Source organism: Roseovarius spongiae, from assembly GCF_003651245.1.
GTDB lineage: Bacteria > Pseudomonadota > Alphaproteobacteria > Rhodobacterales > Rhodobacteraceae > Roseovarius > Roseovarius spongiae.
Genome location: NZ_RAPE01000001.1, coordinates 203901 through 224339, shown reverse-complemented (window position 1 = coordinate 224339; position 20439 = coordinate 203901). Strand labels below are relative to the sequence as shown.

The window sequence follows — 20439 nt, the reverse complement described above, 5'->3', positions numbered from 1 at the left end:
CCGACAAGACAGGAGCAGCGGCGCGATGGCGACCACCTACCGCGACATAAAGGCCGACATCCTGGCCCGGATCACCCGCGGCGCGCTCGCGCCCGGCGCGCTGATCCCGAATGAACTGGAACTGGCCGAAACCTATGACTGCGCCCGCGCCACGGTGAACCGCGCGATGCGCGAACTGGCCGAGGAAGGCGTGATCGAGCGCAAGCGCAAGGCCGGCACCCGCGTGCGCCTCGCGCCCCGGCGCGAGGCACGCGTCCCCATCCCCATCGTGCGCCACGAGATTGAGGCGACCGGCGCGCGCTACCGCTACAGCCTGCTTTCGCGCGAGGAAACGACCGCCCCCGACTGGCTGCGCGACCGCCTGTCGCTGCTCTACGGCGCCCGCGCGCTGCACCTGACCTGTCTGCATTTCGCCGACGGCGCTCCTTACCAGTACGAGGACCGCTGGATCAGCCTCGACATGCTCCCCCACGCGGCGGATGCGGATTTCACCGCGACCGGCCCCAACGAATGGCTGGTCGCGGCGATCCCCTTTTCCAACGCCGAGATCGCCTTCGGCGCGGTCGCCGCGGACGCCGACGCAGCCGCGCATCTGGCGTGCACGGAGGCCACGCCGCTCTTCCAGACCGAACGCTCGACCTGGTGGCAGGGCGAGGCGATCACCTTCGTGCGCCTGTGGTTCCGGCCCGGCTATCGGCTGGAGACGCGGTATTGAGGGGGGTGCGAGCCCTGCTTTTGAAGCGCCTGGCAGGGCGGGCGCAAGGAATCTCTTGACTCGGTGAGAAGGTAGACGACATTTTTATCCGATAATATTTGTTTTCAAGGGAATTTGGATACCATGATCAATATTCTGAGAACCGCCCTTTCAGCCATTGCCATCCTGACCGCGACGAGCGCTTCGGCCGTCACCGTTCTCGATCAGGACTACTCGGGCGCCAGCCAGTCGGGCAGCGCGGGCGCAAGTGTCGCACCCTGGTTCGGCAGGGCGCAGACATTTACCGTCGGCGTCGCCGGCACGTTGTCGCGTATCGAATTCCTGCTGAGCGTTCCGGATCGTTCAGTGGAGACGATCGACATCCTGTCCACCGTCGCTGGCGCTCCTGTTGGCGGCACCCCGGCCAATCCCACCGTGGTTGGGACCGCTGGCGGCGTGAACGTTGGCGGCTGGGCCTCGTTCGACGTGCTGTCTATGGGGATCTCGGTCGCCGTGGGCGACGTGCTGGCGTTCAAGATTTGGAACGGATACCGAATAAGCACAGATCCAATATATTTCGGCGCGCAAACCTATTTCTACAATAACGGTGTCGGCGGCGGCTACGATTGGAAAACAGTAGACGACAATGCAATCTTCCGGACCTACGTCGAGGACGGCACGGTGCCGGTTCCGCTTCCGGCGACCCTGCCGCTGCTGGTGACCGGGTTCGGGATGCTGGCGCTGTGGCGCCGGCGTCAAACCCGCGTGTGACCGGGTTACGCCCCGGTAGCGCCATCCCGGGGCTGAACTTCAGGTACCTGTCTCTTCTTGCGCCGAATGAGATCGGGGCGCCGGAAGGGAAAGTCCGCGACCCCCTGTGAATCACGACCGCCGCCTTGACGGGCAGGTCAAGCCGACCCTGGGATTGCGCTGCCGCGTCCGCCTGCCGCGCGTCCGCGCCTCGCGGGGAATGACGTATCGGCTGTCCATCACGACGGCGAATCCGCGATGACGCCGTCGTAAATCTTCTGCTACGCGTTCAGGATGCCCGGCAGATCCAGCCCGTGTTCGCGCGCGCAGTCGAGCGCGATGTCATAGCCCGCGTCCGCGTGCCGCATCACCCCGGTCGCGGGGTCGTTCCACAGCACCCGTTCGATGCGCCGGTCCGCGTCCTCGGTCCCATCGCAGCAGATCACCATGCCCGAATGCTGCGAGAACCCCATGCCGACGCCGCCGCCGTGGTGCAGCGACACCCATGTCGCCCCCGACGCGGTGTTGAGAAGCGCATTCAGCAGCGGCCAGTCGCTGACCGCGTCCGAGCCGTCCTTCATCGCCTCCGTTTCCCGGTTGGGCGAGGCGACGGAGCCGGAATCGAGATGATCGCGCCCGATCACGACAGGCGCGGAGAGCTCGCCCGAGCGCACCATCTCGTTGAAGGCGAGGCCAAGCTTGTGCCGCACGCCAAGGCCCACCCAGCAGATCCGCGCCGGCAGCCCCTGGAAGCTGATCCGCGCGCGCGCCATGTCGAGCCAGTTGTGCAGGTGCTCATCCTGCACCAGCTCCTTCACCTTGGCGTCGGTGCGGTAGATGTCCTCGGGCTCGCCCGACAGCGCGCACCAGCGGAACGGCCCGATCCCGCGGCAAAAGAGCGGGCGGATATAGGCCGGCACGAAACCGGGAAAGGCAAAGGCGTCCGCCAACCCCTCCTCAAGCGCCATCTGCCTGATGTTATTGCCGTAATCGACGGTGGGGATGCCCGATTCGTGGAATTCGACCATCGCCGCGACCTGCACGCGCATGCTGGCGCGGGCGGCCTTTTCCACCGCCTTCGGGTCGCTTTCGCGCCGCGCGCGCCATTGCGCCATCGTCCAGCCCTGCGGCAGGTAGCCGTTCACCGGGTCATGCGCGCTGGTCTGATCGGTGACGATGTCCGGGCGCGCGCCGCGCCGCACGAGTTCGGGGAACACGTCCGCCGCATTGCCCAGGAGCGCGACCGACTTCGCCTCGCCCGCGCGGGTCCAGCGGTCGATCATCGCCAATGCGTCGTCGAGATCGTCGGTCTTTTCGTCCACGTATTTCGTGCGCAGGCGGAAATCGATGCTGTCGGGATTGCACTCCACCGCGAGGCAGCAGGCCCCGGCCATCACCGCCGCGAGCGGCTGCGCGCCGCCCATGCCGCCAAGCCCGCCGGTCAGGATCCAGCGCCCCGACAGGTCGCCGCCGTAGTGCTGGCGCCCCGCCTCGACAAAGGTTTCATAGGTGCCCTGCACGATGCCTTGCGAACCGATATAGATCCACGACCCGGCGGTCATCTGGCCATACATCGCCAGACCCTTTTTATCGAGCTCGTTGAAATGGTCCCAGTTCGCCCAGTGCGGCACGAGGTTGGAGTTCGCGATCAGCACCCGCGGCGCGTCCGCATGCGTGCGGAACACGCCGACCGGCTTGCCCGATTGCACCAGCAGCGTCTGGTCCTCCTCCAGATCGCGCAAGCTGGCGACGATCCGGTCGAAATCGGCCCACGTCCGCGCCGCGCGCCCGATGCCGCCATAAACGACAAGCTCATGCGGGTTCTCGGCGACGTCGGGGTGCAGGTTGTTCATCAGCATCCGCATCGGCGCCTCGGTCAGCCAGCTTTTCGCCGTGATGTCGGACCCGGTCGCGGGATAGATGTCGCGGGTGTTCTTGCGGGGATCGCTCATGTCGTGCCTTTCAGCTTGGGGGCCATGTCGCGCAGCGCGGTGAGGATCGCGCCGAGATGCACGCGCAGCGCGTCGGCGCGGTCCGGGTCATAGGTCCAGGGCGGCGCCTCGGCGGTGAGGTAGGCGGATTGCGCCAGCTCCATCTGGATCGCGTGAACGCCGGTTTCGGGGCGGCCGTAATGCCGCGTCGTCCAGCCGCCCCTGAACCGTCCGTTCAGAACGCAGGAGTACCCTGCCGCGCCTGCGCAGATCTCCTGCGCCGCGGCCTCGATGCGCGCATCGCAGGTGGTCCCGCCATTGGTGCCGATGTTGAAATCCGGCAGCACGCCGTCAAAGAGAAAGGGAATGCGGCTGCGGATCGAATGGCAGTCATAGAGGATCGCCGCCCCGTGCCGGTCGCGCACCCGCGCCAGCTCTGCCGCGAGCGCGGCGTGATAGCGCGCGTGAAAGCCCGCGCGCCGCGCCTCGATCTCCGCCTCGTCGGGGGGCGCGTCCCAGATCGGCTCTCCGTCGAAATCGGTGAGCGGGACGAGCCCGGTGGTGTTCTGCCCGGGATAGAGGCTCGCGCCCTCCGGGTCGCGGTTGGCGTCGATCACGTAGCGGTGAAAGGTGGCGCGCACCAGGGTCACGCCCTCTAGCAGCCCGTCATAGAGCCGGTGGATATGCCAGTCCGTATCGGCCAGCGCGTGCCCCCGCGCGTTCAGCCGGTCGCCGATGGCGTCGGGCACATGCGTGCCCGTGTGCGGCAGGCCAAGCACCACCGGCCCGTCGCCGCGCGTGACCTCGACCGGGCTCATGCGCCCAGCTCCGGCAGGGCGATCCCGGCGCTGGCCGCCACCACGCCGCCGCGCACCAGCGCGCCCGCCTCTTCCAGATCGGGGGCGAGGTAGCGGTCGACGCCCACGCTCTGCACCGACTGGCGCAGCCGGGCCAGCACCCGCGCGAGCGGCGCGCTGGTGACCAGCGGCGCGCGGAACTCGATCCCCTGCGCGGCGCAGAGCAGCTCCACCCCGAGGATGCGTTCGAGATTGGCGACCATCCGCCCCAGCCGCACAGCGCCATGCGCGGCCATGCTGACGTGGTCCTCCTGGTTGGCGGATGTCGGCGTGCTGTCGGTGACGCAGGGGTTGGCCATGTGCTTGTTCTCGCTCATCAATGCGGCGGTCGTGACCTCGGCGATCATGAAACCCGAATTAAGCCCCGGATCGGGGGTCAGAAAGGGGGGAAGATCGTGGCTCAGCACCGGGTCGACGATCAGCGCGATGCGGCGCTGCGCGATGGCGCCGATTTCCGCGACCGCCAGCGCGATCATGTCGGCGGCGAAGCCCACGGGTTCCGCGTGGAAATTCCCGCCCGAGACGATCAGCCCCGCCTCCTCCAGCACCAGCGGGTTGTCGGTGGCCGCGTTGGCCTCAATCTGAAGCGTGCGCGCGGCCATGCGCAGCATGTCCATCGCCGCCCCCGTCACCTGCGGCTGGCAGCGGATGCAGTAGGGATCCTGCACGCGCGCGTCGCCCTCGCGGTGGCTCTCGCGGATGACCGATCCGTCGAGCAGCGCGCGCATGGCCGCCGCCGCCTCGATCTGGCCGGCGTGGCCGCGCAGGCTGTGGATCTCGGGCTGCAAGGGCGCGGTCGAGCCCATGATCGCATCCGTCGACATGGCCGAGGTGACCAGCGCCGTGTTCATCGCCCGCCACGCGCCGAAAAGCCCGATGAGCGCGAAGGCGGTGCTGAACTGCGTCCCGTTGATGAGCGCGAGTCCCTCCTTCGCGCCCAGCGTCACCGGCGCGAGCCCCGCGCGTTCCAGCGCGTCGGCGCCCGGCATCCTTTGCCCGCCGAATTCCGCCTCGCCCGCGCCCATCATCACGGCGGCCATATGCGCCAGCGGCGCGAGGTCGCCGGACGCCCCGACCGAGCCCTGCACCGGGATCACCGGCGTGACACCGTTCGCGAGCATCCCTTCCAAGAGCGCGATCAGCTCCATCCGCACGCCCGAGGCGCCGCGCCCGAGGCTCAGGAGCTTGAGCGCCATCATGAGGCGCGCATGGGCGCGCGGGATCGGCTGACCCACGCCGCAGCAATGCGACAGGATCAGGTTGCGTTGCAGCGTCGCGGTGTCCTCGGCCGCGATCTTGACGCTGGCGAGCTTGCCGAACCCGGTGTTGACGCCGTAAACCGCCGCCTCGCCCTGTGCGGCGGCGTCGATGCGCGCCTGCGCGGCATGGATCGCGCCGTGACAAGAGGGGTCGAGCTTCACGGCGATTTCATCGCGGTAGATGCGTTCGAGATCGGCGAGCGTGGCCGCGCCGGGGGTGAGCGTCAGCATGGCGCGCCCCCGAAGATGCGGCGCGCCAGCGGGTTGAACCCGATGCGATAGGCAAGCTCGGCCGGGTGCTCGATATCCCACACGGCGAGGTCCGCGCGCTGTCCTTGTTCGATGCGCCCCGCATCCGTCAGCCCGAGCGCGCGCGCCGCGTTCGCGGTCACGCCGCGCAGCGCCTCCTCGGGCGTGAGCCGGAAGAGCGTGCAGCCCATGTTCATCGCCAGCAGAAGCGAGTTGAGCGGCGATGAGCCGGGATTGAGATCGGTCGCGAGCGCCATCGCAACCCCTTGTTCGCGAAAGGAATCTATCGGGGGCGCCTGGGTTTCGCGCAGGGTGTAGAAGGCGCCGGGCAGGATCACCGCGACGGTCCCCGCCCCGGCCATCGCGCGCACGCCCTCGGCGTCGAGATGCTCGACATGATCCGCCGACAGCGCGCCGTAGCTCGCGGCGAGCTTGGCGCCGCCGAGGTTCGAGAGCTGCTCGGCATGGAGCTTGACCGGCAGGCCGAGGTCCTTGGCCGCGTCGAAGACGCGGGCGATCTGCGCGGGCGAGAACGCGATGCCTTCGCAAAAACCGTCAACCGCGTCGACCAGCCCTTCGGCATGGGCGGCGCGCAGGGCGGGAATGCAGACCTCGTCGATATAGGCGTCGGCGCGGCCGAGGTATTCGGCCGGGACCGCGTGCGCCCCGAGAAAGCTGGTGCGGACGCGGATCGGGCGTTGTTCGCCAATGGCGCGGGCGACCCGCAGCATCCGCAATTCCGTATCTGTATCAAGGCCGTAGCCCGATTTGATCTCGATCATTGTGACACCTTCGGCGATCAGCGCATCGACCCGACGCAGCGCGGCCTTCAGCAGCGTATCCTCGGAGGCCGCGCGGGTCGCGCGCACGGTCGAGACGATCCCGCCGCCGGCGCGCGCCACCTCTTCATAGCTTGCGCCCTCGAGCCGCATCTCGAATTCCCGCGCCCGGTCGCCGCCGAATACGGCATGGGTATGGCAGTCGATCAGCCCCGGCGTGACCAGCCGGCCGCCAAGCGAGTCGCGCGGCAGGTCGCGGTGGGGTTCAGGCAGTTCGTCAACCGCGCCGACCCAGGCGATGCGCCCGTCCGCCACCGCGATCGCGACGTCGCGGATCATGCCGTAGGGCGCGTCGGCGCCCGCCATCGTGGCGGCGTGCAGATCGACAAGGACGCGCGACGTGTCGGCCATGAACCCATCCCCCGGTGACGCGGATTCCGCTTCCCTCGCCTAGCGCGATTTGATTATTATGTCTAGACATAATAATGCCAACCAGGAGTGAGGCGATGATACACGCACGGCAGGCGCTTCTCGGGGACGGCTGGGCGAAGGATGTCCGCGTCGACCTCGCGGACGGGCGAATCGCAGGGATCGCGACCGGCGCGCGGGCGCGGGATGGCGATGTCTCCGTCGACACGCTCTTGCCGGCGCTTTCGAACCTTCACAGCCACGCCTTTCAGCGGGCGATGGCCGGGATGACCGAACAGCGCCGCGCCGGGCGCGACAATTTCTGGACCTGGCGCGAGGTGATGTATCAGTTCATGGATCAGCTCACGCCGGAGCAGATCGAGGCGATCGCGGCGCTGGTCTATGTCGAGATGCAGGAGGCGGGGTATGCCGCCGTCGGGGAATTCCACTATGTCCATCATCGCGCGGGCGGCGGGCATTACGACGATATCGCGGAGTTGTCGCAGCGCATCTTCGCCGCCGCCGCGCAGACCGGGATCGGGCTGACGCATCTGCCGGTGCTCTATACCTATGGCGGCGCGGGCAAGGCGGCGCTGGCCGAGGGGCAGCGACGCTTCGGCAATGACGTCGGCACATATCACAAACTGGTCGAGGCGGCGCGCAAGGGCGCGGCGGGTCTGCCGGGCGACACGGTGATCGGCATCGCGCCCCACTCGCTGCGGGCGACGGCGCCGGACGAGCTGCGCGAGGCGCTGGCGGCGCGCGAGGGCGGACCGGTGCATATCCATGCGGCCGAGCAGGTCCGGGAGGTCGAGGACGTGCAGGGCTGGCTTGGCGCGCGGCCGGTGGAATGGCTGCTGGAGAATGTCGGGATCACGCCGGACTGGTGCCTGATCCACTGCACCCACATGACCGACGCAGAGGCGCGCGGGCTGGCCCGAAGTCGCGCGGTGGCGGGGCTGTGTCCCATCACCGAGGCGAACCTGGGCGACGGAGTGTTCAACGGCGAGGTGTTCCTCGGCGCGGGGGGCGTGTTCGGCGTGGGATCGGATTCCAACGTCAACATCTCGCTGACCGAGGAATTGCGGACGCTGGAATACGCCCAGCGCCTGCACCGGCGCGAGCGCAACGTGATGGTGCGCGACGAAGGATCGGTGGGGCGCGCGCTCTATACCGGGGCTGCGCGCGGCGGGGCGCAGGCGCTGGGGCGGGACGCGGGCGAGATCGCCGAAGGGCTCTGGGCCGACCTTGTCGCCGTGGACAGCAGCGCGCCGGCGCTGTGCGCGCTGACCACGGAACAATTGCTGGACGGGTTGGCCTTCGCCGCGAAGGACGCGGTGGTGACCGACCTCTGGTCGGCGGGGCGGCATCAGGTCCGGGAGGGGCGGCACGTCGCGCGCGAGGCGGTGCTGCGCGATTACCGCGCGGCGGTGGCGGATTTGCTGGCCTCGGTCTGAGCCCGCTACCAGGGCCTGTCCGAAACCAGCCGCACGCCGAGATGCGCCGGCGGGCTGCCCACGGCGCAGCCGCCGCGCGCGGGGTCGCGCACGAGGTAGGACATCGCCGCGAGATGTTCGCCCCCGACATAGAAGGCGGGGCAGCGGGATGGGTCGGACCGCGCGCCGGGATCGCCGTCCGCGCCGTCATGGCAGTCCTGCGTCCATTCCCACACGCTGCCGTCGAGATCGGCCACCCCCTCGGCGCTGGTGGAGAAACTGCCCTGCGGCATGAGCCGGCGCGGCGACAGCCCTTCGGTGAGGTAGGCCGACGCCCAGGACAGCGCCGGGTCGGTGAAGATGGGGTCCGGGTCCTCGGGCAGGACGTCGGAGGCCATGACCGCCCATTCGCGCGCCGTCGGCAGGCGGAACGGGTGGCGCGCGCCGCTGCCGATCCAGGCGAGGTATTCGGCCACGTCGGCGTAGCTGAGACCGGTGGCGGGCGTCGTCGCGGCGTCCATGCCGCGCGGCGTCCTGAGCGCGAGAAGGCAGGCGCCGGCGTCATGGCAGGCGTTCCATTCACCGATGGTGACTTCGTATTTCTGGACGTAAAGTTCGCGGCCGTCCGGCATGACCACGGGACGTTCGGCGGCCATCGGGGCCGGAAGAACGGGATCGGGGCCACGAAGGACAGACGTGGCCCCGATCAGCGCCACCGCCAGCGCGATCGCAAGGCCCGCCATGAGGTGCGGGCGTTCGCGCTGTATGCTGGCGGCGGCGATCATTGTGGATGCTCCTGTCCCAGAGCCTGGGCGCTTGGCCCCGGCCCGAGGGCCGGGGGCGTTCCTGGGGTCGCGCGCGGCCTTAGCTGGCGAACGCGCGCGGCGGCGTGACCTGTTCCATCAGTTCGTTGTTCCACTCGCCCTCGACCACGAAATGCGCGGTGGCGCCCAGCATGGCCGCTTCGATCAGGTTGTGGTTGACGTAGGCGTAGACGCCCGGCTGCTCGAACGTGTACATCGCCGCCATCGCGGTGCCGCCGCGCACGAACCAGGTTTCCAGCCCGGTGAGCGGCGCGTCGCTGAACGAGGTCTCCCAGACGTAGTCGCCGTGCCCGCCGATCAGGTGGGGCCGCGAGTCGCGGTTGGCCTGGTTGTGGATCATCAGCACGGTTTCGCCGACCCTGGCGCGCAGCGCGCCTTCGCCGGTGAGCGCGCCCACCGCGCCATTGAAGACCGAATGCGTCGGCGTCAGCGTGCGCATGGCGTCAAGACTGTCGGCATAGTCGTCGCCGGCGACTTCGTAGGTCTTGTATTCGCCGTTCTCGTCCATCGGCAGGTAGTAGTCCTGTTCCCCGATATAGGCGATGCTGTCGTAGCGCAGCGGGTTTCCGTCGCGGTCCTTGAGCCCGTCGCGGGGCAGCACCATGACGGCGCCGTTCATCCCGTGGGTGACGTGGTAGGGGATCATCGCCCCGCCCGGCGCGCAGTGATAGGTGAAGCAACCCGGCTTGGTCGCCTTCCAGCGCAGCACGCACTCCTCGCCGGGATAGACATGGGTCAGCCCACCGCCGCCGAGCGCGCCCGTGGAGGCGTGGAAGTCGATGTTGTGTTCCATCATCGAATCTTCGGGGTTGCGCAGGGTCAGTTCGACCATGTCGCCCTCGTGGCAGATGATGAGCGGGCCGGGGACCGAGCCGTTATAGGTCAGCGCCCAGATCGAGGCGCCGGTGTCCTCGTCCACCACCATCAGCCGTTCGGTCGTCTCCATCGTGACCTCTATGATCTTCGGTCCGCCGGTCGCGACCTGTTCATGTTCGGGCGCGAAGGGCGGCGCGACGAGTTCCTGGCGCACGCGGGTATAGCCCGAAAGGTCGGCGGGTTTCGCGCGGCTTTCGGCCTGGCCCTGGGCCGAAGCCTTGTAGAGCCGGGCCGATGCGGCGTTCGCGTGGTGCATCGGCGCGCGGCGCGGCGCCGCGTAGGAGGCGGCGCCGGTCATGGCGGCGGCCCCCGCGAGGAGCGAACCGCGCAGCACGTTGCGCCGTGACGTCTGTTTAAGGCCGGGGTTTATGAGTCTGGTCATGTCTTGCTCCGTGTGTTGCGCCACCGGGGTCTGCGCCCCGGCGGCAAGCCTTGCGCGGCGTCAGAGATTGCCGAGCTGTTCTTCGAATCTCTCCTTGGCCTTGCGCGGGATGCGGCCTTCGAGGAAGTCGTCGGGCGCCTTGACGTCGTCGCCGACGGCGATGGTCATCACCATGCCCATGGCGAAGTGGGGTTTGCACTCCACGCCGTAGAGCCCTTCGGCGTCGAAGGTGACGTCGATTTCCTGGTTGATCTTGCCTTTGAAGGATTCAGCGCCCTCGGGCATCATGCCGTCGATGGATTCGGCGTTGTGCCCCTTGTCGGTGGCGATGAATTTCACGGTGTCGCCGGGCTGGATCTGCACGAAATCGGGTTCGAAGACCATGCGGTCGCCGTCCGAGCCCTTGTTGAGCATCTGGACCTCGACGGTGTCGGCGTAGGCCGCGCCGCCCAGCAGCGCGGCGATGACGAGGGATTTCGCGATGATGCGGATCATGAGGTGTCCTTTCCTTTTCTTGATCGCTTCGAGAGGAAATATACGCCGCTGCGCAGCAATTACGTTGTGCTGGCGCAAACTATCGCGCGATGGCATAGGGGGACGGTCCCGTAGAGAGGAAAAACATGAACGAACCCGCGCCGAGAAAGCCTCTTTCCCGACTCGACGAAAGCCTGCTGACCGGTCTGCCGCCCTTTTCCAGGCTGGAGCGGCGGCAGATCCGCACGATACTCGACCAGGGGACCGTGCGCCGCTACGACGCGGGCATCGCCGTCTTCGACGAGGGCGCACCGGCGCAGCGGTTCTTCATGCTGCTGGACGGGCATATCCGCGTGGTGCGCGTGACGCCGACCGGCGAACAGGTGACGGCGCTGCACATCCCGAGCGGCGAATTGTTCGGGATCGCCCCGGCGTTGGGGCGCGACACCTACCCGGCGACCGCGATCACCGCGTCCGAATCGCTCGCGCTGAGCTGGCCGGTCCGGCTCTGGCAGGAATTCGTGACGCGCTACGACGGCTTCGCCACCGAGACCTACAAGACCGTCGGCAAGCGCGTCGGCGAGATGAACACGCGCATCGTGGAGATGGCGACCCAGCATGTGGAGCAGCGCATCGCCAACGCGGTGCTGCGGCTCGCCAACCAGAACGGGCGGCAGACGGATGAGGGAATCGAGATCGATTTCCCGATCACCCGACAGGACCTGTCGGAACTGACCGGCACCACGCTGCACACGGTCAGCCGCATGCTGAGCGCCTGGGAGAAGGACGGCATCGTCAAGAGCCGCCGCAAGCGGATCATCCTGTGCGATCCGCATCGGCTCGTCGTCATCTCCGAGGCGCATCCGACGCGCTGACCGCCTGTCGCAGCTCGCGCCGGAATTCGGATTCGTCCAGCGCGTATTCGTCGCAGGCGTCGATGACGGTGTGGAACGAGCTGATCAGGCAGCCGACGCAGAGCATCCGGTGGCGCATGAAGACGGCCACCGCCTGCGGCCAGTTGCGCAGCAGGTCGGCAATGGGCAGGTCCGGGTCGTCCAGTCTGGGCCGTCGTCGCATCAGTCGACTCCTGTGATGGCCGGAACCTAGCCGCCCGATCGCGATGAACGTTGCGCTGGCGCAAACTTCTCATGCGGGCGGTGCGGTAGCTGTGGGGTGACTCAGCCTGACCAAGGAGCCCGCAATGGCCGAAATCCTGACGAAATCACGGGCGCGAAACATCTTCTACGGAGGATCGCTGTTCTTCGTGGCGGTGTTCATCGCGATGACCGTGCACAGCCACCGATACGTGGTGGAGAAATCGACCGCAGGCATGCCGCTGAGCGAGGAGGTCATCCTCGGCAAGCATGTGTGGGAGCGGCATTCCTGCATCAACTGCCACACGCTGCATGGCGAAGGCGCCTATTTCGCGCCGGAACTGGCCAACGTGATGACCCGCTGGGGAGTGCTGGACGACCCCGAAGGCGCCTACGAGATCCTGACCGGGTGGATGGAAGCGCAGCCGTCGGGCATCGAGGGGCGCCGCCAGATGCCGTCTTTCGAGATCAACGAGGAGGAAATGCGCGGCCTGGCCGAATTCCTCCGCTGGGCAGACCAGACGGACACGCAGGGCTGGCCGCCCAACGACGCCGGATAAGAGGGACCAAGGACAATGAAATACCAATCACAGAAAGTGGCGCTCGCCTATTTCGTCTGCGCGCTGGCGCTGTTCGGCATCCAGGTCCTGGGCGGGCTGATCGCGGGCTGGATCTATGTCTCGCCCAATTTCCTGTCGGAACTGCTGCCGTTCAATATCATCCGCATGATCCACACCAACGCGCTGATCGTCTGGCTGCTGCTGGGTTTCTTCGGCGCGGCCTACTACCTCATCCCCGAGGAGTCCGAGCGCGAGATCTACTCGGTCCCGCTGGCCTATATCCAGCTCATCCTCTTGGTGGTCGGCACGCTCGGCGCGGTGGTTTCCTACCTTGTCGGCATCCACGGCGGGCGCGAGTTCCTCGAACAGCCGCTCTGGGTCAAGTTCGGCATACTCGTCGCGGCGCTGATCTTCCTTTTCAACGTGTCGATGACCGTGCTGGCGGGGCGCAAGACGGCGATCACCAACGTGCTGCTGATGGGGCTCTGGCTGCTGTCGCTGCTCTGGGTTTTCGCGTTCATCAACCCCGACAACCTCAGCCTCGACAAGATGTACTGGTGGTTCGTCGTGCACCTCTGGGTGGAGGCCACTTGGGAACTGGTGATGGCGTCGATCCTCGCCTTCCTGCTGCTGAAGCTGACCGGCGTGGACCGCGAGGTGATCGAGAAATGGCTCTACGTCATCGTCGCCACGGCGCTCTTCTCGGGCATTCTCGGGACCGGGCACCACTATTACTGGATCGGGCTGCCGAGCTACTGGCAGTGGGTCGGGTCGATCTTCTCGACCTTCGAGGTGATCCCGTTCTTCCTGATGATGTCCTTCGCCTTCGTCATGGTCTGGAAGGGGCGCAAGAACCACCCGAACAAGGCGGCGCTCTTGTGGTCGCTGGGTTCGGCCACGGTCGCCTTCTTCGGCGCGGGCGTCTGGGGCTTCCTGCACACGCTGCACGGGGTGAACTTCTACAGCCACGGCACGCAGATCACCGCGGCGCACGGGCACCTGTCCTTTTACGGGGCCTATGTCGCGCTCAATCTCGCGATGTTCTCCTACGCGATGCCGATGCTGCGGAATCGCGCGCCCTATAACCAGGTGCTGAACATGGCGAGTTTCTGGCTGATGACCAGCGGCATGGCGTTCATGACCTTCGTGCTGACCTTCGCCGGCACCATCCAGACGCATATGCAGCGGGTGCTGGGCGAATATTTCATGGTGGTTCAGGACGACCTGATGCTGTTCTACATCATGCGCTTCGGCGCCGGCGCGGCGGTGGTTCTGGGGGCGCTGCTGTTCATCTACTCGATGCTGGTCGTGCGTCGCCGCGAGATCATCGCGCCCGGTCCCGCGGCGCATGTTCCCGGAGAGTGAGCGATGAACATGCAAACCAATCCGGCCATCCCGTTCTACCGGGAAACCGCTGGTGAGTGCGATCTTTTCGAGACCGCTCACCGGCACGGTCTGCCCCTTCTGCTGAAGGGGCCGACCGGCTGCGGCAAGACGCGCTTTGTCGAGCACATGGCCGCAAGGCTGGGCAGGCCGCTTTACACCGTCGCCTGCCATGACGACCTCAGCGCGGCGGACCTGATCGGGCGCTACCTGCTGAAAGGGGGCGAGACGGTGTGGACCGACGGGCCGCTGACCCGCGCGGTGCGCGAGGGCGGCATCTGCTATCTCGACGAGGTGGTGGAGGCGCGCAAGGACGTGGCCGTGGTGCTGCACCCGCTGACCGACAACCGGCGCACGCTGATGATCGACCGCACCGGCGAGGAACTATCCGCGCCCGAGGGCTTCATGCTCGTGGCGAGCTACAACCCCGGCTACCAGAGCGTGCTGAAGCGGATGAAGCCCTCGACCCGGCAGCGCTTCCTGTCGCTGTCGTTCGATTTCCCCGACGAGGCGACCGAGATCGCCGTGGTGACGACCGAGAGCGGGCTGGACGAGGCGCGCGTGGCGTCGCTGGTGCGGCTTGCCGGGCGCATCCGCAAACTGAGCGGCATGGACCTTGAAGAAGGGATTTCCACGCGGCTGGTGATCTATGCGGCGACGCTGATCGCGGGCGGCATGGGGGTGGAGCGCGCGCTCGAGTCGGCGGTGATCGAGCCGCTGACCGACGAGCCCGAGACCCGCCAGGCGCTGCGCGACCTGATCGCGACCGTTTACGGGTGACGCCATGCGCCTCATGGACCTCATGGAACCGGAAGAGACCGTCGGCAACCTCTGGCACGACATGGCCAGCGGGATCGGCGCGACGGCGGGACACGCGGAGGCGGCGGTCGAACTGGCGCCGCTTCGGGGCAGCCTCGCCGTGCTCTTCCGCGCGCTTGGCGGGTCCGGGGGCGTCGAGATCGGGGAAGGCGCGCCGACGCTGGCCGCCCATCGCCGCCCGGCGCGGCGCAAGCTGGGCGCGGAGCGCGACCGCGAGTGGCTGGCGCGCTATGACGGGGCGCGGCTGTCGCTGCCGCCGGTCATGGCGGCGTTCGACGACCCCGAACTGAACCGCGCCGCCTATTTCTGGCTGACCGCGCTGGCCGCGGTGAGCGACCCGGCAACGCTGGAGCTGCCCGCCGGGGGGCCGGCGCGCGATTGCGCGCAGATCCACGCCAATGCCGACGCCGCCGACCGCGCCTATGCGCGCTGCCCGGGGCTGCGCGCGGCCTATGACCGGATGGCCGCCGCCTGCGTGGAGGCCCGCCCCCGGATCGCGCGCCCGCCAAGCGAGGCGGCGATCGAGCGCGCGGTGCGCGACCAGCTTTGCGGAAGCACGGCCGAGCCGGTGGACGTGGGCGCCGCGCACGGGCACCTGCCCTTTGCCCCGGTGCCGATCTGGCTGAGTTTCGCGCATCCCGAATCCGGCGCCGCCGCGACCGAGGAAGAGGCCGACAGCGCCGCGCCGCCCCCGAACGCGGCGCGCACCGACCGCAAGCTGGGCGAGCGCCGCGACCAGGACCAGCACGGGCGCAAGGACAGTTTCATCATCCACCGGTTTGAATCGATCCTTTCCTGGGTCGAATCGATGAACATCAACCGCAGCATTGACGATGACGACGACGAGAACGCCCAGAAGGCCGCGGAGGACCAGGACAAGATCACGCTGTCGGACCTGGGGCGCAAGGCGGCGACGCGGCTGCGCCTGCATCTTGATCTGTCGCCGGCGGATGCGGAGCACGAGAAGCTCGCCGGGGAGCACACCTATCCCGAGTGGAACCACCGCGCGCGCAGCTACATGGACGGGCATTGCCGCGTGCTCGACGCGGCCGCGCAGCCCGATGGCGAGGCCGTGATCCCGCGGAACGACCGTCGCATCCGCGAGGTGCGCCGCCAGTTCGAGACGCTGCGCCCGCGCCGCATCCTGCGCCCGCGCCAGGTGGACGGGGCCGAGCTCGACCTCGACGCGGCGCTGACCGCGCGGGCCGACCTGCTGGCGACGGGGCGCGGATCGGACCGCATCTGGCAGGACGCCCGCCGGACCGAGCGCGACCTGACGGTGGCGTTCCTCATCGACACGTCGCGTTCGACCGAGGCGGCGATCGGCGAGACCTCGGTGATCGAGGTGGCGCGCGAGGCGATGACCGCGCTCGCCGCCGGGATCGACGCGGCGGGGGATCGGCTCGGCGTCTGGGGATTCTCGTCGCTCAGGCGCGACCGGGTGTTCCTGACCCGCTGCAAGGGTTTCGCCGATCCCATGACCCCGGCCATCGACGCCAATATCGCGTCGCTCAGCCCCGGCCATTACACCCGCCTCGGCGCCGCGATCCGCCATGTGAGCGCGCAGCTCGAAGCCGAGCCGAGCGCCAGGAAACTGTTGATCGTGCTCACCGACGGCAAGCCCAACGATCTCGACCATTACGAGGGCCAGCACGGGATCGAGGACAGCCGCATGGCCGTCCGCGAGGCGCGCGCGAAAGGCCAGTCCCTATATGGCGTCATCATCGACGAGGACGGGCAGGACTGGTTCGCGCGCATCTTCGGGCGTGGCGGGTTCGCCCTGCTGCCCGATCCCGCCCGGCTGACCCGCACGCTGCCCGACATCTACCGCACCCTGACCGAGGAGACATGACATGCTGCGCATTCTCACCCTGATCTTCACCCTGATCGGCGGCCCGCTGGCCGCCGAGGCCTATCAACGGCCGATCCCGCAATCGCAATCGGCGACGGCCGAGTTCTGGTTCGCGCTGGCGTCCATCGCGCTGATCGTGGCGCTGATCGCAGTCCAGCGGCTGGTCGCCCGGCGATGAGCGACGGCGGCGCGTGGTCGGCGAACCGGATCGCGCTTGTCCTCTATCCGTTCGGGGCGGGGGCGATGGCGATCAACGTGTTCTTCGCCTCGCTGATCGGCAGTTGGGTCGGGTTGCCGATTCTGGGCGCGGGCTGGTCGATTGCAATCGGTTGCGTGATCGGAATCCCCGCTACAATCATGTTCGCGCGACACATCAGGCGCCTGATGGATGTCGCCGACCGCAAGGCATAGGAAGTGACAATGGCACAGACATCGGCGGAACAGATGCGGCAATGGCAGGGGCCGGCGATCCTGTCCTTCGGGTTCCGGCCCTTCTTCCTCTTCGGCGCGCTCTGGGCGGCGGGGGCGATGGTGCTGTGGATCATGGCCCTGAGCGGCGCGCTGGACCTGCCGTCGCGGTTCGACGCGGTGACCTGGCACGCGCATGCGTTTCTCTTTGGCTATCTCGGCGCGGTGATCGCGGGGTTCCTGCTGACGGCGGTGCCGAACTGGACCGGGCGCCTGCCGGTGGTGGGCTGGTATCTGGGCGGGCTGTTCGCGCTCTGGGCCGCGGGGCGGGTCGCGGTGACGTTCTCGGCGCACTTGCCCGCGGGCGTGGCGGCGGCGGTGGACCTTGCCTTTCCCATCCTCCTCGGCGCGGTGATCCTGCGCGAGATCGTGGCGGGCAAAAACTGGCGCAACCTGGTCGTGCTGATGATGCTGGGGGTCTTCACGCTCGCCAACCTGCTGTTTCACCTCGAGAACGCGCGCGGGGTCTACGCGGCGCAGGGGATCGGGCTGCGGCTGGGCGTGGCGACGGTGCTGATGATGATCGGCGTGATCGGGGGGCGGATCGTGCCTTCGTTCACGCGCAACTGGCTGGTCAAGGCGGGCCATGATGCGCGCCCTGCCCCGCCGATGCAGCGGCTCGACAAGGCGGTGCTGCTGCTGAGCGCGCTCGCGCTCGGCCTCTGGGTCGCGCTGCCGGAGGATCGGCTGAGCGGCGCGGCGCTGATCGTGATGGGCGCGCTTCAGGCGGTGCGGCTGGCGCGCTGGCAGGGCGCGCGCACCGCGGCGGAGCCGCTGGTGCTGATCCTGCACGCGGCCTATGGGCTGATCCCGCTGGGCGCGCTGTTGATGGGGATCGCGATCCTTGGGCTGTATGACGCCGCGAGCGCGCAACATGTCTGGATGAGCGGCGCGATGGGGCTGATGACGATGGCGGTGATGAGCCGCGCGACGCTGGGACACACCGGTCAGGCGCTTCATGCGGGCGCCGGGACGGTCGCGATCTACGGCGCATTGTTCGGCTCCGTGCTGGTGCGCGCGCTGGGCGGGGTCTGGCCCGAACAGACGCTATACGAGGCGGCGGGCGCGCTCTGGATCGTCGGGTTCGCGGGCTTCGCCGCGCTTTATGGGCCCGCGCTTCTGCGGTATCGCAAGGGGGCGTGATGGGCTGGCTCGGGTTCGGCGCGGCGTTCGTCGCCTTCGCGGTCAGTCACTCTTTTCCGACGCGGCCGGCGGTCAAGGCGCGGCTGGTGCGCCGCCTGGGCGCGCGCGGCTTCACCGTCGCCTATGCGTTGCTGTCGCTCGCGATGCTGGCGCTGCTGATCTTCGCCGCCGGGCGCGCGCCTTACGTGGCGGTGTGGTATCAGCATCCGTGGCAGGTGCACGTGGTGCATATCGGCATGCTGATCGTCTGCCTGATCGCCGCGCTGGCGCTGTTGCGGCCCAACCCGTTCTCTTTCGGCGGCGCGCATGATGAGCGGTTCGACCCCGCGCGGCCCGGCATCGTGCGCTGGGCCCGCCATCCCGTGCTGCTTGCGCTCGGGCTGTGGGCGGGGCTGCATCTGCTGGTCAATGGCGACCTTGCGCATCTGCTGCTGTTCGCGCCGCTTTTCGCCTTTGCCCTTGCCGGGATGCGGCTGATCGATGCGCGCAAGCGGCGCGAGATGGGGGCCGAACGCTGGCAGGCGCTGCGCGACGCCGTGCGCGCCGGGCCGATCCTGCCGCGCCCGGCCTCGTGGCCCGGCGCGATCCTGCGCGTCGTGATCGGCGTGGCGGCGTTCGCCGCGCTGATCCTGCTGCACCCGCTGGTGATCGGCGTTCCGGCGATGTGACATCGCCAAGCTGTTCTTTTCCTTCGCCAACGCTTCTTGGCTGTGGCGGCAGGCCCGCTTTGCCAGCATGATGCGGCGGAAAGGGCGCTGGCGCGGAAGGGGTTGAGAGATGAGCGGATTGGCAGACAAGCTGGACGGGCTGCTGGGCCGCAAGGGCTGGCTGACGGGGGCGGACGCGGCTGGCCATGCGCGCGACTGGCTGGACCGTTACGGGGAGTCGCCGCTGGGTGTGGCGCGGCCCCGGAACACGCAAGAGACCGCCGCCGTGGTCAAGGCGTGCCGCGCGGCGGGCGTCTCCATCGTGCCGCAGGGCGGCAACACGTCGCTTTGCGGCGCGGCGGTGGCGGGGCGGACGGGCGCGGTGATCCTGTCGCTGGCCCGGATGCGCGACATCTCCGCCCCCGATCCGGCGAGCGGCGCGATAGAGGTCGGCGCCGGCGTGGTGCTCGCCGCGCTGCACGAGGCGCTGGAGCCGCATGACCTGATCTTTCCGATGCATCTTGGGGCCGAGGGCACCGCGCAGATCGGCGGGCTGATCGCGACCAACGCCGGGGGTAGCCACGCGGCGCGCTATGGCATGATGCAGGACCTGGTGCTGGGCCTCGAGGTGGTGCTGCATGACGGCACGGTCTGGGATGGGATGCGCGCGGTGCAGAAGGACAACGCCGGCTACCAGTTGCGCCGCCTGTTCTGCGGGGCCGAGGGCACGCTGGGCGTGGTCACGCGCGCGGTGCTGAAGGTGTATCCGGCCCCGAAACAGCGCGAGACGGCGCTCTTGGCGCTGCCCGATCTCGCCGCGCTGGCGGCGGTCGGCACGGCGCTGCGCGCGGAGGCGGGCGAATTCATCAGCGGGGCCGAGTTCTTCTGCGATCTCGGGCTCGACCTGGCGCTGCGCCATGTGCAGGGGCTGGACTATCCGCTGGAAAGCCGCGCGCCGTGGTATCTGCTGGTCGAGCTGACGGCGGGTTCGGCGCGCGTCCCGCTTTCCGAGATGCTGTCGGACATCCTCGAATCGGGGTTCGAGAAGGGGCTGGTCAGCGACGGCGCGATCGCCATGTCCGAGGCGCAGCGCGCCGCGCTCTGGGCGCTGCGCGAGGAACAGCCCGAGGGCCAGCGGCTTGAAGGGCCGCAGCTCAAGCACGACATCTCCGTGCCGCCGGGGCGGCTCGAGCAATTCCTGACGCAAGGCGCCGCCCTCTGCGAAGAGATCATGCCGGGGGTGCGGATCAACCCGTTCGGGCATTTGGGCGACGGCAACACCCATTACAACCTGTCCTTGCCCGACGCGGGCGGCGATTTCGGCCCTGTGAAAGAGCGGCTCGGGCTGGCGCTCGGCGGGCTGGCCGGAGAGCTTGGCGGCAGTTTCGCGGCCGAGCACGGGTTGGGGCGCGCCAAAGTCGCGCTTGCCGATGCGCTGCGCGCGCCTGCGGAACGCGCGTTGCAGGCGCGGATCAAGGCAGCGCTCGACCCCGAGGGCGTGTTCAACCCCGGAGTGGTGGTGCGGACGGGCGGATAATAGACAAGCCTGCCTTG

The 20439-nt window shown here is 68.4% G+C and carries 21 protein-coding genes; 13 read left to right on the top strand and 8 right to left on the bottom strand.

Features of this window, described 5'->3' with window-relative positions:
- Positions 1-25 precede the first annotated feature (25 nt).
- Positions 26-715, top strand: a complete 690-nt coding sequence (locus tag D6850_RS01040) for a histidine utilization transcriptional repressor HutC (RefSeq protein ID WP_121163138.1) — start codon at positions 26-28, stop codon at positions 713-715.
- Positions 716-838: 123 nt separating this feature from the next.
- On the top strand, positions 839-1465 hold the full coding sequence (locus D6850_RS01035; RefSeq protein WP_121163137.1) for a VPLPA-CTERM sorting domain-containing protein: 627 nt from the start codon (positions 839-841) through the stop codon (positions 1463-1465).
- Positions 1466-1725: 260 nt separating this feature from the next.
- Here the strand turns inward: D6850_RS01035 and hutU are convergent, their stop codons facing one another.
- Genes hutU through hutI form a run of 4 tightly spaced genes read right to left on the bottom strand, consistent with a single transcriptional unit; the run spans position 1726 to position 6930 of the window.
- Positions 1726-3396 carry a urocanate hydratase gene (gene hutU, locus D6850_RS01030; RefSeq protein ID WP_121163135.1) on the bottom strand — a complete coding sequence of 557 codons (1671 nt, stop codon included), beginning with the start codon at positions 3394-3396 and terminating at the stop codon, positions 1726-1728.
- On the bottom strand, positions 3393-4193 hold the full coding sequence (hutG, locus tag D6850_RS01025) for an N-formylglutamate deformylase (protein ID WP_121163134.1): 801 nt from the start codon (positions 4191-4193) through the stop codon (positions 3393-3395). The genes hutU and hutG overlap by 4 nt, the downstream gene beginning before the upstream one ends.
- Entirely contained in the window at positions 4190-5722 is a 1533-nt protein-coding gene (gene hutH / locus D6850_RS01020; protein WP_121163133.1) for a histidine ammonia-lyase, read from the bottom strand. Before hutH ends, hutG begins: the two co-directional genes overlap by 4 nt.
- Positions 5716-6930, bottom strand: coding sequence for an imidazolonepropionase (gene hutI / locus D6850_RS01015; RefSeq protein ID WP_121163131.1), 1215 nt, complete (start codon positions 6928-6930; stop codon positions 5716-5718). The genes hutH and hutI overlap by 7 nt, the downstream gene beginning before the upstream one ends.
- Before the next feature lie 95 nt (positions 6931-7025).
- Between hutI and D6850_RS01010 the strand changes: the two genes are divergently transcribed.
- On the top strand, positions 7026-8384 hold the full coding sequence (locus tag D6850_RS01010) for a formimidoylglutamate deiminase (protein WP_121163130.1): 1359 nt from the start codon (positions 7026-7028) through the stop codon (positions 8382-8384).
- A gap of 5 nt (positions 8385-8389) precedes the next feature.
- On the opposite strand, the gene D6850_RS01005 is transcribed toward D6850_RS01010, so the two are convergent.
- The 3 genes from D6850_RS01005 to D6850_RS00995 form a co-directional block, all read right to left on the bottom strand.
- Positions 8390-9148 carry a formylglycine-generating enzyme family protein gene (locus D6850_RS01005; RefSeq protein WP_121163128.1) on the bottom strand — a complete coding sequence of 253 codons (759 nt, stop codon included), beginning with the start codon at positions 9146-9148 and terminating at the stop codon, positions 8390-8392.
- A gap of 79 nt (positions 9149-9227) precedes the next feature.
- Complete coding sequence (nirK, locus tag D6850_RS01000; RefSeq protein WP_121163127.1) at positions 9228-10445, bottom strand: copper-containing nitrite reductase; 1218 nt, start codon at positions 10443-10445, stop codon at positions 9228-9230.
- A 60-nt stretch (positions 10446-10505) separates the two neighbouring features.
- The gene (locus tag D6850_RS00995; protein WP_121163125.1) at positions 10506-10940 is read right to left on the bottom strand and encodes a pseudoazurin; all 435 of its coding nucleotides are present in this window, start codon (positions 10938-10940) and stop codon (positions 10506-10508) included.
- 125 nt (positions 10941-11065) lie between these two features.
- On the opposite strand from D6850_RS00995, the gene D6850_RS00990 reads away from it, so the two are divergent.
- A complete protein-coding gene (locus D6850_RS00990; RefSeq protein WP_121163124.1) occupies positions 11066-11794 on the top strand; it encodes a Crp/Fnr family transcriptional regulator in 729 nt (242 codons plus the stop codon).
- Here the strand turns inward: D6850_RS00990 and D6850_RS00985 are convergent.
- Positions 11766-11996, bottom strand: a complete 231-nt coding sequence (locus D6850_RS00985; protein ID WP_121163122.1) for a DUF1858 domain-containing protein — start codon at positions 11994-11996, stop codon at positions 11766-11768. The genes D6850_RS00990 and D6850_RS00985 overlap by 29 nt on opposite strands.
- Before the next feature lie 124 nt (positions 11997-12120).
- On the opposite strand from D6850_RS00985, the gene D6850_RS00980 reads away from it, so the two are divergent.
- The 9 genes from D6850_RS00980 (at position 12121) to D6850_RS00940 (ending at position 20422) form a co-directional block, all read left to right on the top strand.
- Positions 12121-12573 (top strand): c-type cytochrome, encoded by a 453-nt coding sequence (locus D6850_RS00980; protein ID WP_121163121.1) that lies wholly within the window; start codon positions 12121-12123, stop codon positions 12571-12573.
- Positions 12574-12588: 15 nt separating this feature from the next.
- A complete protein-coding gene (locus D6850_RS00975) occupies positions 12589-13938 on the top strand; it encodes a cbb3-type cytochrome c oxidase subunit I (protein WP_121163119.1) in 1350 nt (449 codons plus the stop codon).
- Between the two features lie 3 nt (positions 13939-13941).
- Positions 13942-14736 (top strand): CbbQ/NirQ/NorQ/GpvN family protein, encoded by a 795-nt coding sequence (locus D6850_RS00970; RefSeq protein WP_121163117.1) that lies wholly within the window; start codon positions 13942-13944, stop codon positions 14734-14736.
- A gap of 4 nt (positions 14737-14740) precedes the next feature.
- Positions 14741-16627 (top strand): nitric oxide reductase activation protein NorD, encoded by a 1887-nt coding sequence (locus D6850_RS00965; RefSeq protein ID WP_121163115.1) that lies wholly within the window; start codon positions 14741-14743, stop codon positions 16625-16627.
- A gap of 1 nt (position 16628) precedes the next feature.
- A complete protein-coding gene (locus D6850_RS00960; RefSeq protein WP_121163114.1) occupies positions 16629-16805 on the top strand; it encodes a protein NnrT in 177 nt (58 codons plus the stop codon).
- Positions 16802-17038, top strand: a complete 237-nt coding sequence (locus D6850_RS00955) for an NnrT protein (RefSeq protein ID WP_121163112.1) — start codon at positions 16802-16804, stop codon at positions 17036-17038. The genes D6850_RS00960 and D6850_RS00955 overlap by 4 nt, the downstream gene beginning before the upstream one ends.
- 9 nt (positions 17039-17047) lie before the next feature.
- Positions 17048-18238: an NnrS family protein gene (locus D6850_RS00950; RefSeq protein ID WP_121163110.1), complete on the top strand. Its 1191-nt coding sequence runs from the start codon at positions 17048-17050 to the stop codon at positions 18236-18238.
- Positions 18238-18906, top strand: a complete 669-nt coding sequence (locus D6850_RS00945; RefSeq protein ID WP_121163109.1) for an NnrU family protein — start codon at positions 18238-18240, stop codon at positions 18904-18906. Before D6850_RS00950 ends, D6850_RS00945 begins: the two co-directional genes overlap by 1 nt.
- Positions 18907-19015: 109 nt before the next feature.
- A complete protein-coding gene (locus D6850_RS00940; RefSeq protein ID WP_121163107.1) occupies positions 19016-20422 on the top strand; it encodes an FAD-binding oxidoreductase in 1407 nt (468 codons plus the stop codon).
- Positions 20423-20439 lie beyond the last annotated feature (17 nt).

Coding starts and splice junctions, on each gene's coding strand:
- D6850_RS00980 (WP_121163121.1), top strand. CDS start 12,121: ATGGCCGAAATCCTGACGAAATCACGGGCGCGAAACATCTTCTACGGA.
- D6850_RS00960 (WP_121163114.1), top strand. CDS start 16,629: ATGCTGCGCATTCTCACCCTGATCTTCACCCTGATCGGCGGCCCGCTG.
- D6850_RS00950 (WP_121163110.1), top strand. CDS start 17,048: ATGGCACAGACATCGGCGGAACAGATGCGGCAATGGCAGGGGCCGGCG.
- D6850_RS00990 (WP_121163124.1), top strand. CDS start 11,066: ATGAACGAACCCGCGCCGAGAAAGCCTCTTTCCCGACTCGACGAAAGC.
- D6850_RS01005 (WP_121163128.1), bottom strand. CDS start 9,148: ATGATCGCCGCCGCCAGCATACAGCGCGAACGCCCGCACCTCATGGCG.
- D6850_RS01010 (WP_121163130.1), top strand. CDS start 7,026: ATGATACACGCACGGCAGGCGCTTCTCGGGGACGGCTGGGCGAAGGAT.
- D6850_RS00995 (WP_121163125.1), bottom strand. CDS start 10,940: ATGATCCGCATCATCGCGAAATCCCTCGTCATCGCCGCGCTGCTGGGC.
- D6850_RS01040 (WP_121163138.1), top strand. CDS start 26: ATGGCGACCACCTACCGCGACATAAAGGCCGACATCCTGGCCCGGATC.
- D6850_RS00985 (WP_121163122.1), bottom strand. CDS start 11,996: ATGCGACGACGGCCCAGACTGGACGACCCGGACCTGCCCATTGCCGAC.
- D6850_RS00965 (WP_121163115.1), top strand. CDS start 14,741: ATGCGCCTCATGGACCTCATGGAACCGGAAGAGACCGTCGGCAACCTC.
- D6850_RS00940 (WP_121163107.1), top strand. CDS start 19,016: ATGAGCGGATTGGCAGACAAGCTGGACGGGCTGCTGGGCCGCAAGGGC.
- hutU (WP_121163135.1), bottom strand. CDS start 3,396: ATGAGCGATCCCCGCAAGAACACCCGCGACATCTATCCCGCGACCGGG.
- D6850_RS00975 (WP_121163119.1), top strand. CDS start 12,589: ATGAAATACCAATCACAGAAAGTGGCGCTCGCCTATTTCGTCTGCGCG.
- nirK (WP_121163127.1), bottom strand. CDS start 10,445: ATGACCAGACTCATAAACCCCGGCCTTAAACAGACGTCACGGCGCAAC.
- hutG (WP_121163134.1), bottom strand. CDS start 4,193: ATGAGCCCGGTCGAGGTCACGCGCGGCGACGGGCCGGTGGTGCTTGGC.
- hutI (WP_121163131.1), bottom strand. CDS start 6,930: ATGGCCGACACGTCGCGCGTCCTTGTCGATCTGCACGCCGCCACGATG.
- hutH (WP_121163133.1), bottom strand. CDS start 5,722: ATGCTGACGCTCACCCCCGGCGCGGCCACGCTCGCCGATCTCGAACGC.
- D6850_RS01035 (WP_121163137.1), top strand. CDS start 839: ATGATCAATATTCTGAGAACCGCCCTTTCAGCCATTGCCATCCTGACC.
- D6850_RS00945 (WP_121163109.1), top strand. CDS start 18,238: ATGGGCTGGCTCGGGTTCGGCGCGGCGTTCGTCGCCTTCGCGGTCAGT.
- D6850_RS00970 (WP_121163117.1), top strand. CDS start 13,942: ATGAACATGCAAACCAATCCGGCCATCCCGTTCTACCGGGAAACCGCT.
- D6850_RS00955 (WP_121163112.1), top strand. CDS start 16,802: ATGAGCGACGGCGGCGCGTGGTCGGCGAACCGGATCGCGCTTGTCCTC.